This window comes from Exiguobacterium sp. QJM3NY_9 (genome assembly GCF_056173545.1).
Genome location: NZ_CM149679.1, coordinates 412,806 through 428,508, shown reverse-complemented (window position 1 = coordinate 428,508; position 15,703 = coordinate 412,806). Strand labels below are relative to the sequence as shown.

Sequence of the window (15,703 nt, the reverse complement as noted above, 5' to 3'; positions counted from 1 at the left end):
AGCTGAGTTTATGACTGAAGTGAAACTACATGATGTCGGAGAAGGCATGACGGAAGGTGAAATCGCCCATTATCTCGTCAAAATCGGTGATCATGTGACGCTTGATCAACCGGTTGTCGAAGTGTCGACCGATAAAATGGTCGCTGAACTACCGGCACCGATTTCCGGCGTCATCAAAGACATCTTAATTCCGGTTGGACAGACCGTCACTGTCGGAACGACGCTCCTCCTGATTGAATCCGGTGACGAGGAAGCGGCAACACGTGAAACCGTCACCGGACCATCGCGTCCTGTCGTGAACGCGCGAACACCGCTTGCCATACAGACGCGCCGTGTCCTCGCGACACCGTACACACGAAAAATCGCTCGCGATCACGGAATTGATATCGAACAAGTACCCGCATCGGACCCATCCGGACGCGTTTCGGAAGAGGATGTTTTGCAGTTCGTCACAAGTCGAGAATCCGCGTCACCTGTCCGGCCTGAAGCCGTCACAGCTCCTGAAGCGGTCACACCGTCAACTACTCCGACGACGTTACCGTTTCGCGGGATCCGCAAACAGATTGCGAAGAAGATGACGCAATCGCTCTTTACGATTCCTCATGTCACGCACTTTGAAGAAATCGACATGACACGTCTCCTTGCACTGCGGGCAGAACTAAAAGCGAACGGGACACCGATCAGTGTCAACGCCTTCTTCGTCAAGGCACTTGTCGTCGCCCTAAAAGACTTCCCGGTCTTCAATGCCAAACTGGATGAAGCCCATGATCAAATCATTTTAGAGCAGGAGTACCATATCGGCATCGCGACGGAAACGGAAGACGGCTTAATCGTCCCTGTCGTCCGTCAAGCCGACCAGCTCTCACTCCGCCTGTTACATGAACAACTCGCCGGACTGCACACACGGGCGAAAACAAACGAGTTGCGGGCGGGCGACTTAAAAGCGAGCACGTTCACGATGAGTAATGTCGGACCGCTCGGCAGTACCGGTGCGACGCCCATCATCAACTACCCGGAGACCGCCCTAATCGCTTTTCATAAAACAAAAAAACGGGCTTGCGTCGATGAAAACGATCAAATCGTCGTCCGCTCGATGATGAACGTCTCGATGTCGTTTGATCACCGCGTCGCGGACGGAGCGACGGCCGTCGCCTTTACGAATCGCTTCGCCGGTCTGATTGAACAACCGACTACTTTATTAATGGAGTTGATTTAAATGGTCGTAGGAGAACTGACACAAGAGCGTGACCTCCTCATTCTCGGAGGTGGACCAGCTGGTTACACAGCTGCGATTCGGGCGAAACAGCTTGGACGTGACGTCACATTGATTGAGCGGGAACGACTCGGTGGAACATGCTTGAACGTCGGATGTATTCCGTCGAAAGTATTGGCGCATGCTGCGCAGGAGCGAACACGTCTCTCACACTTGACGGCACTCGGCTTTTCCATCGAAACGACACATGATTTCGGCCAGTTAGCAAGCTACCGTGACCAAGTCGTGACGAAGCTGCGCCAAGGCGTCGAAGCGCTATGTAAAGCTAACGATATTGAATACGTGACCGGGTCTGCGTCCTTCCTCTCAGACGACCGGATCGGTGTCGAACACGGACATCAGTTCGATACGTACCGTTTTCAGGATGTCGTGATCGCAACCGGCAGCCACAGCATCCGTGAAGAATCATCCGTTCTCTTGAACGCGGAACAACTGTATCAATTACAAGAGTTACCGGATAGCCTGATCATCATCGGGAACGATTATATCGCGATTGAAGCAGCGATGAGTTTTCAAGCACTCGGGACAGATGTGACGTTGATTGCTGACGGCTTCGAGCTCGACACAAGTCTCGAAAAAGAATTGAAGCGGACGTTCAAAAAACAAAAAATTACACTTGTCAGTGGCACTGTGACGACGATTACACCGGCGGATACTCATGTCGACGTCACAATCGTCAAGGCTGAACAAGAAAAAACCGTCCAGGCAAGTTACCTCTTCCAGTCGTTGCCACGCGTAGCCAATACACTTGATTTAGGTGTCGATCGGCTTGGTCTGACGTTAAACGAGGATGCAACACTAGTCGTAGATGCGCTTGGTCGAACAAACTTCCCCCATATTTATGCGATTGGTGACGTCACACCGGGTCCGCAACTCGCGACACGGGCGATCCATGAAGCAAAACGGACGGCGGAACATCTCGGTGGCGCTTCACCTGATACGACGATTCCTTACTTCCCGACAATCATCCGATCACTTCCACCAATTGCCGCAATCGGTCTGACGGAACAAGCAGCCACTGAAGGCGGGTTCACGGTGCAAGTCGGACAGTTTCCATTGACGGCAAACGGGGCGAGCAGTATCGATGCGGCCAGCGGTTTCATCAAAGTCGTCTCGGACGCGAAGACATCACTGATTTTAGGCATTCATATGATTGGGGACGGTGCCCTTGAACTCGCCGGTACATGTGCGCTTGCCCTTGAAATGGCTGCGAAACAAGAAGATTTACGTTTTCCGGTCCAAGCACACCCGAGTCGCAATGAAGCCTTGACGGAAGCACTCGAAGCACTGGTCGGACAAGCAATCCATCTTCCACCACGTCAACAGGCTGTCTTCTCGAACACGTAACCACACCACTTGTTTTTGAAGGAGCAACGCTCGATGGAACTTTACTTTACGAAACTTGAATGGGAACACCATTGCTTTCCGATTGCTGCGACGTCGGACGGTCTCTGTTATGTCGGTGCGTTTGACGAACCGTCCGAACTCTTTGAAGACTGGAAACGAAAGCATCTTCCACGGGCTGAAGTCTTAATTGACGATTCAAGAATCAATCCGTACCGGGAGCAACTGCTCGGTTATTTGCAGGGAGAGCGGACGGCCTTTACATTGCCACTTCACCCGATCGGAACACCGTTCCAGCTCGATGTCTGGCAAGCATTACAAGCTGTTCCATACGGAAACACTACAACGTATTCCGAGATCGCAGCGGCTGTCTCACGCCCTCGTGCCATCCGGGCAGTCGGCACGGCGATCGGGAAAAACCGGTTGCTGTTAGTCATCCCCTGTCACCGGATTGTCGGCAAGAATGGTGATTTGATTGGCTACTGGGGTGGATTGAACATGAAACGCCGCTTGCTTGCCTTAGAGCAAGAAGCCAGTTCGAACTCAATGTAATCGAAAACCCGAGCAATTCCGTATTCTAACAAGAAACGGAACGCTCGGGTTTTCACGTAGACACGGCGTTCATTACGTCGTGGTTGATGAACAATCAGCCTTTTGTTCATATGTTTTTCTCGGTTGAGGCATGAGTCATCGAGATTAAGATGAAATGAACTGGAGACAAGCTAAAGGTCAACGATCAAGCGGTTGTTGCTTTTCATGCGAGACTCGAACAAGCACTAAACTATCATGAACAATAAGAAGTTGCATAGAAATGGCCGATGATTCCCTGAAAAGTGGAATCATCGGCCATTTGATTGATGGAGGACGGAAACGTTCATCCTCGACTCCTATGGGAAAAGGAAACGCGATTCGCGTTTCCGTCAGGAAGAGGGAAGACCCGGCATGGCCGCAAGAAATGCGGGCTGCCGCGGCTTACCTTCCGCCCATGGAAAGCGAGGAGGTCGGAACCGTCCGTCACTAAGAGCGGCTTATAAGTCACCCCTCCGATATCAGTTTACATTATTGATTCCAAACCGATATGTCGTCTCCCACTGGTACGTCACACCCGGTTCGACGAGAATCGATGGAAAACGGGATTCATTGACAGCATTCGGATGGACTTGTGCCTCGAGACAGAGACCGAGCGACGGACGGGATGGGACACCGCGAACCGTATAGTCGGTCAAGAGTTGTGTTCCCGTGTATAAGACGACGACCGGCTGATTCGTCGTCACCTGTAACGTTCGTCCTGATACCGGATCCATGAGTTGCGCTCTCCCTTCGTCTAAGACGAACGGGTGATCATAACCATACCCGGCATTGACCGTCTCCTCACTTTCCGATTCAGCGCCACTGCGAATCGACCGCCCTGTCTGAAAATCAAGGACCGTTCCGTCGACCGGACGGAATTCCCCCGTCGGTAGCAGATCGGGTCCAAGCGGTAGATAGGTCGAACTCGGTAACGTCAACTGATGATCCAGAATATCGCGTTGTAAGTTGCCGGACAGGTTCCAGTACGTGTGATTCGTCACGTTCAATGGTGTCGTCTGATCCGTCGTTGCTTCAATCGACAACGTCAATGCTGTCCCGTTTAGCCGGTAGATGACATCCACGGTTACATTTCCGGGATACCCTTCGCAACCATCCGGACTGAGCGTCCGTAAGTGCAACAGTTGTTCTGTTGCTTCGATGACATCAAAGAAGACTTGATCGAAGCCGTGCGTGCCGCCATGTAAGTGATTCGTTCCGTCATTTGCCGCAAGGTGATAAGTTTGTTCAGCAATTGAAAAGCGGGCTTGACCTATCCGTCCCGCGACCCGGCCGACGATTGCTCCGAAATACGGCGAATGTTCTTTATAAGCGGCCAGTGTATCAAAGCCAAGCACGACACTCTCCAGCTTGCCCGAGCGATCTTTGACCCGGACGTCATTGATGATGCCACCGTAATTCCAAATCTCGACTTCCATGTCCGGTTGCATCAAGCGGTGCCGGACGAGTCGCGCGTCTTCTGTTTGATGTGTCTCGTACGTCATCGCCGGTCACCTGTCACTTGATGTGTCACCGTCTGCAGGAACCGGTTAAGTCCCGCCTGCCCTGCCTCCGTCTGTTTGAAGACACCGCAGTCTTCGAGTCCACGGACGAATTTCTCAGCCACGGCTTGTTCGACGTAAGATGTGACCGGTTGACCGGTGTACTGTTGCTTCAACTCTTCCGCCCAAGTCCGGTGTACCGGCAAGACGTCCGTCGTTTCACCGACGATGAACTGTTCGACCTGCTTTAGTTCTTCCAGCAACCGGGCCGGTAAGACCGCAAGTCCCATCACTTCAATCAAGCCGATATTTTCACGTTTGATGTGGTGGATGTCCGCGTGCGTATGGAAAATGCCATCCGGATGTTCGACAGAGGTCCGGTTGTTTCGTAAGACAAGATCGAGTTCATAGACGCCGTTTCGCATCCGGGCAATCGGTGTCACCGTGTTATGCCGGACGCCGTCTGTCGTCGCAATGATTTCCTGTTCCGCGTCACTATACGTCAACCAGGCTGTATACACATCATCGGCAGCAGCGAGTAACTGGTGACGATCAGGGCTACTCAAGCGGATGACGCTGAGCGGCCAGTGTAACGTTTGCCCACTGACATCCGGTTGTTGCGGCAAGTCGAACCGGCTTTGGATTGTTGCTCGGTCCATCGCGAACTCATAACGCCCGCCTTGGTAATGATCGTGCGTCAAAATCGAACCGCCGACGATTGGTAAATCAGCATTTGACCCTGCAAAATAATGCGGGAATTGATCGACGAACTCAAGTAATCGTTCAAAGGCGGCGCGGTTGATTACCATATCGCGATGCGTCTGCGATAAAATGATGCTGTGTTCGTTGTAGTAAACGTATGGCGAATACTGCAATGCCCAATCCTCACCTTGAAGTGTCAACGGAACGATCCGGTGGTTCGCCCGAGCCGGATGATTGCTGCGTCCGGCATAACCGACGTTCTCGACACAAAGCAAACACGTCGGATAGGTCGATGCTGCAACAGGTTCTGTCCGGGCTGCCGCAATTTCGCGCGGATCTTTTTCCGGTTTCGATAAGTTGATTGTAATATCAATTTCCCCGTAAGCCGTCGCTGCCTTGTACTGGATGTTTTTCGCAATCCGTTTCGTCTGGATATAATTGCTCGCCTGACTGAGTTGATAGAAATAATCCGTTGCGTGCACCGGATTTTCTTTGTAGAGCTGATTGAACGTCGTCGTGATCGTCGAAGGACGATCAACGAACACATCCATTAATTCAGCTGCGAAACGTTCTTTTTCGTCGAGTCGTGCTGCAAGCCGTCCGGACGCGATCATTTCTTCCACCAGCGCCTCGAGGATGTCTGGAATCGGTTCCGCTGTAACGGTTCCTGGATTGGTATAATCCGCCTGACCGACAAGCGCAAGAATTCGATTACGCGCATAGATTTCATCTTCTGCGTCAATCAGATGTTCAGCAATCGCTTGCTCAATCAATCGTTTGATGTGTTCATTCATCGCCTTCACTCTCCTCAATCCATTCTCTCTCTTATGTTGTCTGATAACCGTTCGGACGGCGTTCGTGCCAGTTCCAGGCATCACGGATGATTTGGTCGATGTCCGTCCGACGCGGTGACCAGCCGAGAACACGTTTTGCTTTAGCTGATCCTGCGATTAACGTACTCGGATCACCGGCACGTCTTGCGACGACTTGTTCCGGAATCGGGTGCCCCGTCACCCGGCGCGCCGCCTCGATGATTTCGCGGACGGAAAATCCGTTGCTCGAACCGAGGTTAAAGACATCACTCGTGTGTCCTTGTTGTAAGTAATCGAGTGCGAGAATATGGGCATCAATCAAATCTTCGACATGAATGTAATCCCGGATGCATGTCCCGTCCGGCGTCGCGTAGTCATCTCCATAAATCGAGATGACAGACCGCTGATTGTTTGCGACTTCAAGGACAAGTGGAACAAGGTGTGTCTCTGGTGTGTGATCCTCCCCGATTTCTCCTGTCGCGCGTGCTCCAGCGACGTTGAAGTAACGTAACGCCACATAACGAAGACCATGTGCTTGTTCGCACCATTTCATCATCTTCTCCATCATCAATTTCGTTTCACCGTACGTATTCGTCGGGTTCGTCATTGCCGTCTCGAGAATCGGCATCGTTTCTTGCTCACCATATGTCGCAGCCGTCGAAGAGAAGACGATTTGTTTGATATCATGTGCGACCATTGCCTCGAGTAAGACTTCCGTTCCGTAGACGTTATTGTTGAAGTATTTTAATGGTTGTTCCATCGACTCCCCGACCAACGAAAAGGCGGCGAAGTGAACGACTTGTTCAATCGTCTCTTTTGTAAAGACATGGTCAAGGAACGACCGGTCGCGAATATCACCTTCGTATAAACGGGCTTGCGGATGGACCGCCTTCTTGTGACCTGCCTGTAAATGATCAATGACGACGACGTCTTTTCCAGCATCAATCAACTGATAGACGGCATGGGAGCCGATATAGCCGGCCCCACCGACAACTAGTACTGCCATATTAGATGACCTCCCGTTCGACTTCACGCGCTCCGTCTCCGACAGTCGCCGTGTAGAACGTTGCCGGATAACCGATCCGGCTTTCATAGCGCTGTCCGACGGCATCGATGAATCGGTCGACTGTTGACGTTTCAACGATTGCAATCGCACAGCCACCAAAGCCGGCTCCTGTCATCCGTGCCCCAAGGACACCCGGTTGTGCCCAAGCCGCTTCGACCAACGCGTCGAGTTCTTGCCCTGTCACTTCATAATCGTGTTGGAGTGACCGGTGCGACGCATTCATCAATTCTCCGAATTCCTCGAGTTGCCCTGCTTGTAGTGCTTCTAGGGCTTGTAACGTCCGCTCATTTTCAGAAATGGCATGGCGTGCCCGACGCATCAAGCGCTCGTCGTCGAGCGTGACGTCTTCGAATTCTGCCACCGACCAATCTCCGAGGGTTGCATACGGACGGACTTGCTGTAACTGTTCGAGCGCCTGTTCACATTCTGCACGCCGCTCGTTGTATTTTGAATCGGCGAGTTCACGCCGCTTATTCGTGTTCATGATGATGATCGTATAACCCGTCAAGTCGAGCGGCGCATACGTGTAGTCAAGCGTTTGGCAGTCAAGGAGTAATCCTGACCCTGCCTGTCCCATCCCGATCGCAAACTGATCCATGATGCCACTGTTGACGCCGATGTAGTGATTTTCGACCTGCTGACCGAACTTCACGAGCTCGACCCGGTCGAGATCCAATTCATATAAACGCTCGAGCATGACACCGATGACGAGTTCGAGTGAAGCAGACGAAGACAACCCAGCTCCGTTCGGAATATCCCCTTTAATCAAGACGTCAAAGCCTGACGTGATGGCGTACCCGGCTTCCCGGAGGACATGCACCATTCCTTTGGCATAATTCGTCCAACCGTCTTGCGGATTATGGGCCAAGTCGTCTAATCCGACTTCGATGATGCCGTCTGCTTCGAAGTTGAGTGAATAGAAACGACACGTTGCATCATCCCGTTTTCGGGCAATCGCATGCGTCCCGAGCGTCAAGGCACATGGAAACACATGACCTCCGTTATAGTCCGTATGCTCTCCAATCAAATTGATACGCCCTGGCGCAAAAAAGCGATGTGTCGCCTGTACACCGAATTGCTCTTCAAAGATTTGTTCTAACGTCTGGTCGGTCATGCGATCGGCTCCTTTTGCTCAATTTGTCTCAATTGATGGATGGGTTGAATTCGTAAACAACGTGCTTCATAGTCCGTCGAATAAGAGAAGTTCAGTCCTTGGTTCATCAAGTAAGCACCGCTCACCTGGCGATCTTCCACTTGATACAGTCTATTTGCATCTAATCCCGTCAGTTTAAAGCTGTACTGGTGAATGCCATGCTTACGCATCGGTGCAACCGCCAAAATGACCGTCTCAGATTCAGACGTATACTGCATGATGCTCGCTGTCGTTTGTGAGAATGGACTGATACGGTATTGACGTCCGTGCTGAACTGTCGGTCGAATCGTCTTGTATGTCTCAATCCATCCTTTTGCTTCCGCGAGTTCACTTGCCGTCCACTCACTTAAGTTTCCACCGATACCGAGCGTCCCTTGCATCGAAGAGACGAACCGCGTCGCAAGCGGTAAGTTCCGCCCATTCAACCAGTTCGGACCATCCGTCACCCAGCAACTCATCATTTTTGCATTATAGGCAAACGAGAAGTCATGTTGAATCGTCAACCGGTCAAGCGGGTCCGTGTTGTCACTCGTCCAGACTTGTTCCGTCCGTTGTAAAATCCCGAGATCAATTCGACCTCCGCCACCGGCACACGCTTCGAAGTCGACCGTCGGATGCCCGAGTCGTAGCTCGTCGAAGATTCGATATAAGGCATCGACGTGGCGCTTCCAAAGTTCTTGTTGCGCGTCCGGCGTTTGCGACGGGACACCCGGCTCAGAGAATGCCCGGTTCATGTCCCACTTGATGTAGTCGATTTCGTGCGTCGTCAATAATTCATCCATCATGTCATAAACAAAACGTTCGACTTCCGGTAAACCGAGGTTCAAGACGAACTGGTTTCTCGATGTCGTCCGGACAGCACGCGGAGCATGATAAATCCAGTCCGGATGTGCGCGATATAAATCGGAGTCCGGATTGACCATCTCCGGCTCGACCCAAAGACCGAACTGCATGTTTTTCCCCTTCACATACTCAATCAAAGGGGTCAGACCGTTCGGAAACTTCTTCCGATTGACGACCCAGTCGCCTAATCCCGCTTGATCGGAGTGACGTTCACCGAACCAGCCGTCATCGACGACGAATAGTTCACATCCGATGTCCGCTGCTTGATCGACGAGTGCCCGTTGTCCCTGTTCCGTCACATCGAAATACGTCGCTTCCCATGAGTTATAGAGGACCGGTCGAACGTTTTCACGGTCAGACGCCGGCATGATCACGTGACGCTGGAAGTCATGCGCGCGCGCACTCATTCCGGCGAAGCCGTCCGGAGTATAGCCGATATAAAAGACCGGTGTTATCAGACGTTGTTCAGCGTCAAGCGTCCAGCTGAAGTCAAATCCATTCATCCCACCCGATAGTTGGACGAACCCGAAGGCATCTTGTTCGGCGTGAATCGACCAGTTGCCCGAATAGGCAAAATGGCCGTAAATGACTTCGCCCGTCGTCTCTGTCGCGTCATGCTCAAGCGCAAACCAAGGATTGGCTTGATGACTTGTCACACCACGGCGGCTTTCAATCGTCTTGCGTCCTGCTGTCAGCGGCGTGATTTGTTTTTGGAATTCGCCCGTCCATGTCCCTGCATAATGATGGAAGTTGAGCGTTGGACGATTCAAAAGTCCCATCGCGAACGACTGCGCTGTCGTCAAACGGACAGGTCTTTCTCCTGCGTTTTCGACGATGAGCGAGCGCCCGATCATATCGTATGCCGCGAAAAGTTCATACCGTACCCCGACACGCAAATCTTGGAGGGGATCGTGGAGCCATAAGACAAGTGCCGTATCAGACAGCTCTGCTTGCTCGAAAGAAAACTGACTGATTCTTGCTCCGTCTGCCCGTTCTGATTTTAACGTCGGTTCTGTATAGACCATCTCACCGAACGGGATAAAGTCGTACGTCGCGACGCCGTCTGGCGATTCGAATGAACTGTGTGCAAGAACCGCACTCGGTAACGCCGCATAATCTGCTCGATACGGAAGTCGTGCCCCGAAATACGTATGAACGAGCTTCCCATTCGCTCCGATTGTCACGACATGCGCGACATCTTGTCCTTCAATCACGAATCGGTGTTTCGATACTTCAAAGATTGCCATGGTCCTACCTCCTTACGTCGTCAGAATCAGTGTCGCAAGCGGTGCGAGTGTCACTGTTCCACTGTATGTCTCTTGCGTCGTCAGCTCCTGATATGTTCCGTCAAGCGTGACTTGTTTCGTTTCTTTTGTGTCATGGTTCATCAGGAAGACGAAATCGCGTGTTTCCCCGTGACGGCGAACGACTTCGACCTGGTCCGGCACTTCAAGCGTCTCGATTCCTGCTTCTTCAAAGGCTTGCGCGTAAATCGTATCGATCATCGCGTCATCGATCGACGCTCCGATGTACGTCACCGTTCCTTTATATTGATTTCGTGTGACAGCTGCGACCCCGTCATAAAATGTATCGCGATACACGGCGAGCGGCTCTGCCGTCGTCGGTGTAATGAGATCGCACCAGAGGCGTGCCGTCGACGATTGTCCGTCAAGTCCCTCGACACGGTTTTGCTGGACCGCTTGAAGGGATTCATATTCATCGATTTCAATGCCGGCATACGTGGCAAACTTCCCGGGAAGTGTTTTCGGGATGACATTGTTATGCGGATCCTTGACACCTGTCCGGTACGTAAAGATGACGTGGCCACCTTGTTCCATGTAATCAATCAGTGCTTGATCGAACGTCGGGTTCGTCAAGAAGTACAGTGGCACGATGATCAGTTTATAGCCGTCAAGCGCGTCGCCCGGGAAGACGATGTCCGTCGCAACCTGCTTGCGGACAGCTCCGCCGTAAAAACGGACGAACTCGGTCCGGAAATCAAACGCATCGCTGTGCGGTTGATGCGTCCAGGCCCAAACGTTTTCCTGATCAAAATAGACACCGACATCCGCTCGGTACGTACTCGCATTGATCTCGTCGCCGAACGTATTCAGTTCCGTCATGATCTGTTTGACTTCAGCAAACTTCCGTTTCGGTTTCCCGTCGTGGTCGATGATGCCGTGGCAAAATTCTTCCGTCCCGAACAAGGCTGCCCGGAAGCGGAAATAGACGATCGCTTCTGCGCCGCGTGCAACGGCTTGATACGTCCAGAGGCGAATATGACCCGGGCGTGGTAAGTATCCGATTTTGCTCCACCCCTGTGCGCCACTGAGTTGTTCCATGACCCAGAAACCTTTGCCCTGTTTCGACGACCGGCAGAGATCGTGATCGCTCGCCATCTTCTCGAAACGGTTCGGCTCCGGTAACCCGCCCCAGACGGGATAGTTATCAAATGAGACATAGTCAAGATCTTGCGCCATCTGTTGTTGATTCACAGCCATATCGCTGTAGACGAGGTTATGTGTGATAAAGGCATCCGGATGGATATGTTCACGTAAGACATCGACTTGCAGCTTGTTGTAATAGTTATAGCCGTCGGCACAAAATCGGTCGAAATCGACGAGCAGGGCTGGACTATGTTCTTGGTAGACTTTACGCGGGACGGGAATTTGTTCCCACGCCGTATAGGTTTGACTCCAAAAGACCGTTCCCCATGTCTCATTTAACACGTCAAGCGTGCCATACCGCTTCTTGAGCCAGACCTGGAAAGCGGTCCGGTCGATAGCACTGTAAGAGCGGTCCGACTTTTCATGACCGTACTCATTATCTGTCTGCCAACCGATGACACGCGGATGTTGCCCGTACCGTTTCGCCATTTCCGTCGTAATCGCGACGGAAAACTTTTGATAGGTCTCACTGTGAACCGTGTAGTGACGACGCGCACCAAAGCTGATCGTCACACCATGTTCGTCGACCGGTAAAATTTCCGGATACTTATGACACATCCAGGCGGGTGGTGTTGCCGTCGGTGTACCGAGGACGATATCGAAGCCCGCGTCACTGAGTCGTGCGACGACGTCATCCCAAAAGTCGAAGTCATAAACCCCTTCTTCCGGTTCCATCATCGTCCACGCAAATTCTGCAATCCGGACGACGTTGACCCCCAGTTCTTTCATCAAACGAAAATCTTCCTCCCACAATTCACGTGGTGTTTGTTCCGGATAATAATCGACTCCTAAATACATGTTGCTCCCCCTGACTCAAAAAACAAATTATTTTACTGCACCGGCTGTCATTCCTTTTTGGAAGAAACGTTGGAAGAAGATATAGAAGACCATCGTCGGTAAGCTGATTAACACAAGTGAGGCATAGATTTTACCTGGATCGCCGCCGAGTGCATCTTTGAAGAAGCTCGGTGCCATCGTGACTGTCTGGTAAGCGGGATCGGTCATGAACGTCAAGACCATCAAGTATTCGTTCCACGAGTTGAGGAACGCATAAATTAATGCTGTTGCAAGTGCCGGTTTCGCGAGTGGCAACATGACTTTGAAGAAGACTTCTAAAATTGTCGCACCGTCGATATAGGCCGCTTCCATCAGTTCGTTCGGCAATTCGTCAAAGTACCCTTTGATGAGCATCAAGCCGAACGGGAGGAAAAATGCAACTTCTGCCCCAATCAATCCCCAATGATTGTTCAGTCCGTCAAATGAACGGAGCGTAAAGAACAAGGGGACGATCATCGAAGCAACCGGTAACATTAAACCGGCGAGGACCATATTGAACATGAGACGCTTTCCTGCGAATTCTAGCTTTGAAAAAGCGAACGCTGCAAACGCCAGAATCGTGATTGAGATGATGATCATGAAGAAGGCAACAAAGAAACTGTTGAAGACGAACGTTGGGAAATTCGGGTTTTGTAACGTCGCGATATAGTTCTCAAATCCATTGACACGTAAGCTTTCCTTGAACATGACAAAGATCGGGAACAGCCAGACGATTGAAGCTAAGGCAAGGACAAGGTTGATCATCCAACGACTCTTTTTAGATTCTACATTCATGGTACGTTCCTCCTTAGTTATCCATTTTCTTTTGTATCCGTAATTGGAAGTACGTGATCAGCAACGCGATTGTAAGTAGCACGATGGCGACAGCACTCGAGTAGCCGACTTCCTGTTGGAGCATTGATTTTCGGAATAAGTAGGTCGAGATAAATTCTGTGGACGATCCCGGCCCACCGGCAGTCGTGATCCAGACTAAGTCAAATGTCTTCAGTCCACCGATGACACCGAGGATCGATAACGTGAAGGTCGTGCCCTTTAAGTTCGGGAACACGATGCTCCAAAGGGTCCGGAAGAAACCGGCTCCATCAATTTTCGCAGCTTCGAAAATTTCTTTTTCAATCGTCAACATCGCCATGTAGTACATGACCATCGACGACCCTGTCCACTGGAAGATATTGATGGCGATGACGGAATAAAGCGCGATATCCGGATCGCCGAGCCAGTTCTGCTCGAGACTCCCAAGACCGATTGCACGTAAGAATTCGTTGATGTATCCAAATTGGAAATCATAAATTTGTGTGAAAGCTGCCCCAAGGACGACCGGACTCAAAACGACCGGGAAGAAGAAGACCGATTTCATCGCAGTCCGCAGCGGTCCTTGTGTATGCAGGAAGTACGCGAGAACAAGTCCGATTCCAGCCTGGATTGTGACCGTCAAGACGGTGAAGATGAAGGTGTTTTTGAGCGAAAGATAAAAGTCCGGATCTCCGAACATTTCCGCATAGTTTGAAAGCCCGACAAACGCTTTATCAAACGAAATCCCGTCCCATGAGAAAAACGAGTTATAGGCATTGTAGAAAATCCCGTAGTAGATGAAACTGACGACGAAAAGGACGATTGGTGCGACAAATGCCCAACCGACCATATTTTGTTTCATCTTGCCTTTTTTTCTTGGAGCAGGTGAACGTGTCGCTGCTGGTTTTAACGGCTCTGCTTTTGGTTTAATCGGCAATTCCTGACGCTCTGTCTGCATGTTGATTCCTCACTTTCCTCTTTTCCAAAAATCAGGAAGTGATACGCCAGGCGCATCACTTCGCTGTCTACTGCTTATTTCGCCGATTTATCCGCTGTATCTTGAACACGTTGAAGTGCTTCTTTCGGATCTTGACCTGTTGCGATATTTTGAAGTTCCTTCCCGAGGATATCGTTCAATTTCGTATCCCGGATTCCACGGCTCGCGACTGCGTCCGCAAGCGTATCGTTTAACATTTTGTATGATTCTTTTTCGCCTTCCGATGTGAAAGCGGAATCAGAGTCGATCGTGACATCTTTAATTCCTGGTGCCATCTCGAACTCACCCATGTATACTTCTTGTCCTTCACCTTGACTCATGAAGGCGATGAACTCTGCTGCACCTTCTTGTTGTTTCGATTCTTTATTGACACCAAGCGCCATATCGATTGAAGCGATGATTGGTTGTTCTGTTCCGCCTACGAGGTTAGGAAGTGGTGCAAATCCAAGCTCATCGTCAATTTTCCATTTGTCTTTTTTCTCAGCCGTCGTCATCGAGTGTGCTTCCCATGAACCGATGACCCACATCGCAGCTTTTTTATCGAAGAACTGGTTCATCCCGTCATTGTAAGTCGCAAGACCAAGCGCTCCTTCTTGGAAGACTTTATCTTCGAAGAGATCTTGCCATACTTGTGCTGTTTTGACCATTTCGTCATCTGTCCATTTTGCTTCACCCGACAAGACTTTTTGAATGTAACCCGGCGCGACTTGGTGACTGAGGACATTGTAGACATCGATGTCGATCCAAGCATCTTTTGCTCCGAGCATCAATGGAATGACTTTATCGCCAGACGCTTTGATTTTTTTGACGGCATCGACCGTTTCTTTATAGTTCTTAGGTGGCGTGACACCGTATTTATCAAGCATCGTCTTGTTGTACATCAAGTATGCTTGTCCTGTGAAACCGATTGGGACTGCGTATTGTGTACCATCAAGTGTCGTCTGTTCAATCCCGAGCTCGACGAATTTATCTTTCCATCCATCTCCGGCTGCTTTATCCATATATGAATCGACCGGTACGACACGATCTTTATACTGCTGAATCATCGGTTCTTTTAAGCCAATGATGTCTGGGCCTTTACCTGACAACATTGCGACTTGAAGTTGCTTTTCATAGTCTTCACTGTACCGTTTGAATTCGACTGAATACTTGTCTTGCGATTTATTGAACGCATCGACAACGGCTTTCCCAGCTTCAGGTTGTGGTGCCCAGCCCCACCAGGTAACGATTGTTTTACCGTCTTTTGTTGTCGTCTGTTGCTCATCTTCGCCACCACAAGCTGCGAGTAGTGCTGATAATGTAAGAACCGATGCTGCCGCTAAAATTTTCGATTTTTTAAATTTCATCTGATTGATCCCCTTTTTATGT

Annotated in this window: 12 protein-coding genes; 3 read left to right on the top strand and 9 right to left on the bottom strand. The window is 50.7% G+C overall.

Annotation, left to right across the window (positions count from 1 at the left end):
• Positions 1 to 10: 10 nt before the first annotated feature.
• Genes AC0VYQ_RS02150 through AC0VYQ_RS02140 form a run of 3 tightly spaced genes read left to right on the top strand, consistent with a single transcriptional unit; the run spans position 11 to position 3,169 of the window.
• Entirely contained in the window at positions 11 to 1,216 is a 1,206-nt protein-coding gene (locus AC0VYQ_RS02150) for a dihydrolipoamide acetyltransferase family protein (protein WP_475404151.1), read from the top strand.
• Positions 1,217 to 2,620 carry a dihydrolipoyl dehydrogenase family protein gene (locus AC0VYQ_RS02145; protein ID WP_475404150.1) on the top strand — a complete coding sequence of 468 codons (1,404 nt, stop codon included), beginning with the start codon at positions 1,217 to 1,219 and terminating at the stop codon, positions 2,618 to 2,620. It abuts the gene before it with no gap.
• 33 nt (positions 2,621 to 2,653) lie between these two features.
• Positions 2,654 to 3,169: a methylated-DNA--[protein]-cysteine S-methyltransferase gene (locus tag AC0VYQ_RS02140; protein ID WP_475404149.1), complete on the top strand. Its 516-nt coding sequence runs from the start codon at positions 2,654 to 2,656 to the stop codon at positions 3,167 to 3,169.
• A gap of 497 nt (positions 3,170 to 3,666) precedes the next feature.
• Here the strand turns inward: AC0VYQ_RS02140 and AC0VYQ_RS02135 are convergent, their stop codons facing one another.
• From AC0VYQ_RS02135 to AC0VYQ_RS02095, 9 genes are all read right to left on the bottom strand, one after another.
• Complete coding sequence (locus AC0VYQ_RS02135) at positions 3,667 to 4,689, bottom strand: aldose epimerase family protein (RefSeq protein WP_475404148.1); 1,023 nt, start codon at positions 4,687 to 4,689, stop codon at positions 3,667 to 3,669.
• The gene (gene galT, locus AC0VYQ_RS02130) at positions 4,686 to 6,182 is read right to left on the bottom strand and encodes a UDP-glucose--hexose-1-phosphate uridylyltransferase (RefSeq protein WP_475404147.1); all 1,497 of its coding nucleotides are present in this window, start codon (positions 6,180 to 6,182) and stop codon (positions 4,686 to 4,688) included. The genes AC0VYQ_RS02135 and galT overlap by 4 nt, the downstream gene beginning before the upstream one ends.
• 31 nt (positions 6,183 to 6,213) lie before the next feature.
• A complete protein-coding gene (gene galE / locus AC0VYQ_RS02125) occupies positions 6,214 to 7,206 on the bottom strand; it encodes a UDP-glucose 4-epimerase GalE (protein WP_475404146.1) in 993 nt (330 codons plus the stop codon).
• A 1-nt stretch (position 7,207) separates the two neighbouring features.
• Positions 7,208 to 8,380 (bottom strand): galactokinase, encoded by a 1,173-nt coding sequence (locus tag AC0VYQ_RS02120; RefSeq protein ID WP_475404145.1) that lies wholly within the window; start codon positions 8,378 to 8,380, stop codon positions 7,208 to 7,210.
• Positions 8,377 to 10,509: an alpha-galactosidase gene (locus AC0VYQ_RS02115; RefSeq protein WP_475404144.1), complete on the bottom strand. Its 2,133-nt coding sequence runs from the start codon at positions 10,507 to 10,509 to the stop codon at positions 8,377 to 8,379. Before AC0VYQ_RS02115 ends, AC0VYQ_RS02120 begins: the two co-directional genes overlap by 4 nt.
• Before the next feature lie 12 nt (positions 10,510 to 10,521).
• Positions 10,522 to 12,507 carry a beta-galactosidase gene (locus tag AC0VYQ_RS02110; protein WP_475404143.1) on the bottom strand — a complete coding sequence of 662 codons (1,986 nt, stop codon included), beginning with the start codon at positions 12,505 to 12,507 and terminating at the stop codon, positions 10,522 to 10,524.
• A 27-nt stretch (positions 12,508 to 12,534) separates the two neighbouring features.
• The gene (locus AC0VYQ_RS02105; RefSeq protein WP_088836197.1) at positions 12,535 to 13,320 is read right to left on the bottom strand and encodes a carbohydrate ABC transporter permease; all 786 of its coding nucleotides are present in this window, start codon (positions 13,318 to 13,320) and stop codon (positions 12,535 to 12,537) included.
• 13 nt (positions 13,321 to 13,333) lie between these two features.
• The gene (locus AC0VYQ_RS02100; protein ID WP_088836196.1) at positions 13,334 to 14,296 is read right to left on the bottom strand and encodes a carbohydrate ABC transporter permease; all 963 of its coding nucleotides are present in this window, start codon (positions 14,294 to 14,296) and stop codon (positions 13,334 to 13,336) included.
• A 74-nt stretch (positions 14,297 to 14,370) separates the two neighbouring features.
• Complete coding sequence (locus tag AC0VYQ_RS02095; RefSeq protein WP_214767237.1) at positions 14,371 to 15,681, bottom strand: ABC transporter substrate-binding protein; 1,311 nt, start codon at positions 15,679 to 15,681, stop codon at positions 14,371 to 14,373.
• Positions 15,682 to 15,703: the final 22 nt, after the last annotated feature.

What these genes read in the sequence shown, in the direction of transcription:
- AC0VYQ_RS02150 (WP_475404151.1), top strand. Translation starts at nt 11, where the DNA reads ATGACTGAAGTGAAACTACATGATGTCGGAGAAGGCATGACGGAAGGT.
- AC0VYQ_RS02145 (WP_475404150.1), top strand. Translation starts at nt 1,217, where the DNA reads ATGGTCGTAGGAGAACTGACACAAGAGCGTGACCTCCTCATTCTCGGA.
- AC0VYQ_RS02140 (WP_475404149.1), top strand. Translation starts at nt 2,654, where the DNA reads ATGGAACTTTACTTTACGAAACTTGAATGGGAACACCATTGCTTTCCG.
- AC0VYQ_RS02135 (WP_475404148.1), bottom strand. Translation starts at nt 4,689, where the DNA reads ATGACGTACGAGACACATCAAACAGAAGACGCGCGACTCGTCCGGCAC.
- galT (WP_475404147.1), bottom strand. Translation starts at nt 6,182, where the DNA reads ATGAATGAACACATCAAACGATTGATTGAGCAAGCGATTGCTGAACAT.
- galE (WP_475404146.1), bottom strand. Translation starts at nt 7,206, where the DNA reads ATGGCAGTACTAGTTGTCGGTGGGGCCGGCTATATCGGCTCCCATGCC.
- AC0VYQ_RS02120 (WP_475404145.1), bottom strand. Translation starts at nt 8,380, where the DNA reads ATGACCGACCAGACGTTAGAACAAATCTTTGAAGAGCAATTCGGTGTA.
- AC0VYQ_RS02115 (WP_475404144.1), bottom strand. Translation starts at nt 10,509, where the DNA reads ATGGCAATCTTTGAAGTATCGAAACACCGATTCGTGATTGAAGGACAA.
- AC0VYQ_RS02110 (WP_475404143.1), bottom strand. Translation starts at nt 12,507, where the DNA reads ATGTATTTAGGAGTCGATTATTATCCGGAACAAACACCACGTGAATTG.
- AC0VYQ_RS02105 (WP_088836197.1), bottom strand. Translation starts at nt 13,320, where the DNA reads ATGAATGTAGAATCTAAAAAGAGTCGTTGGATGATCAACCTTGTCCTT.
- AC0VYQ_RS02100 (WP_088836196.1), bottom strand. Translation starts at nt 14,296, where the DNA reads ATGCAGACAGAGCGTCAGGAATTGCCGATTAAACCAAAAGCAGAGCCG.
- AC0VYQ_RS02095 (WP_214767237.1), bottom strand. Translation starts at nt 15,681, where the DNA reads ATGAAATTTAAAAAATCGAAAATTTTAGCGGCAGCATCGGTTCTTACA.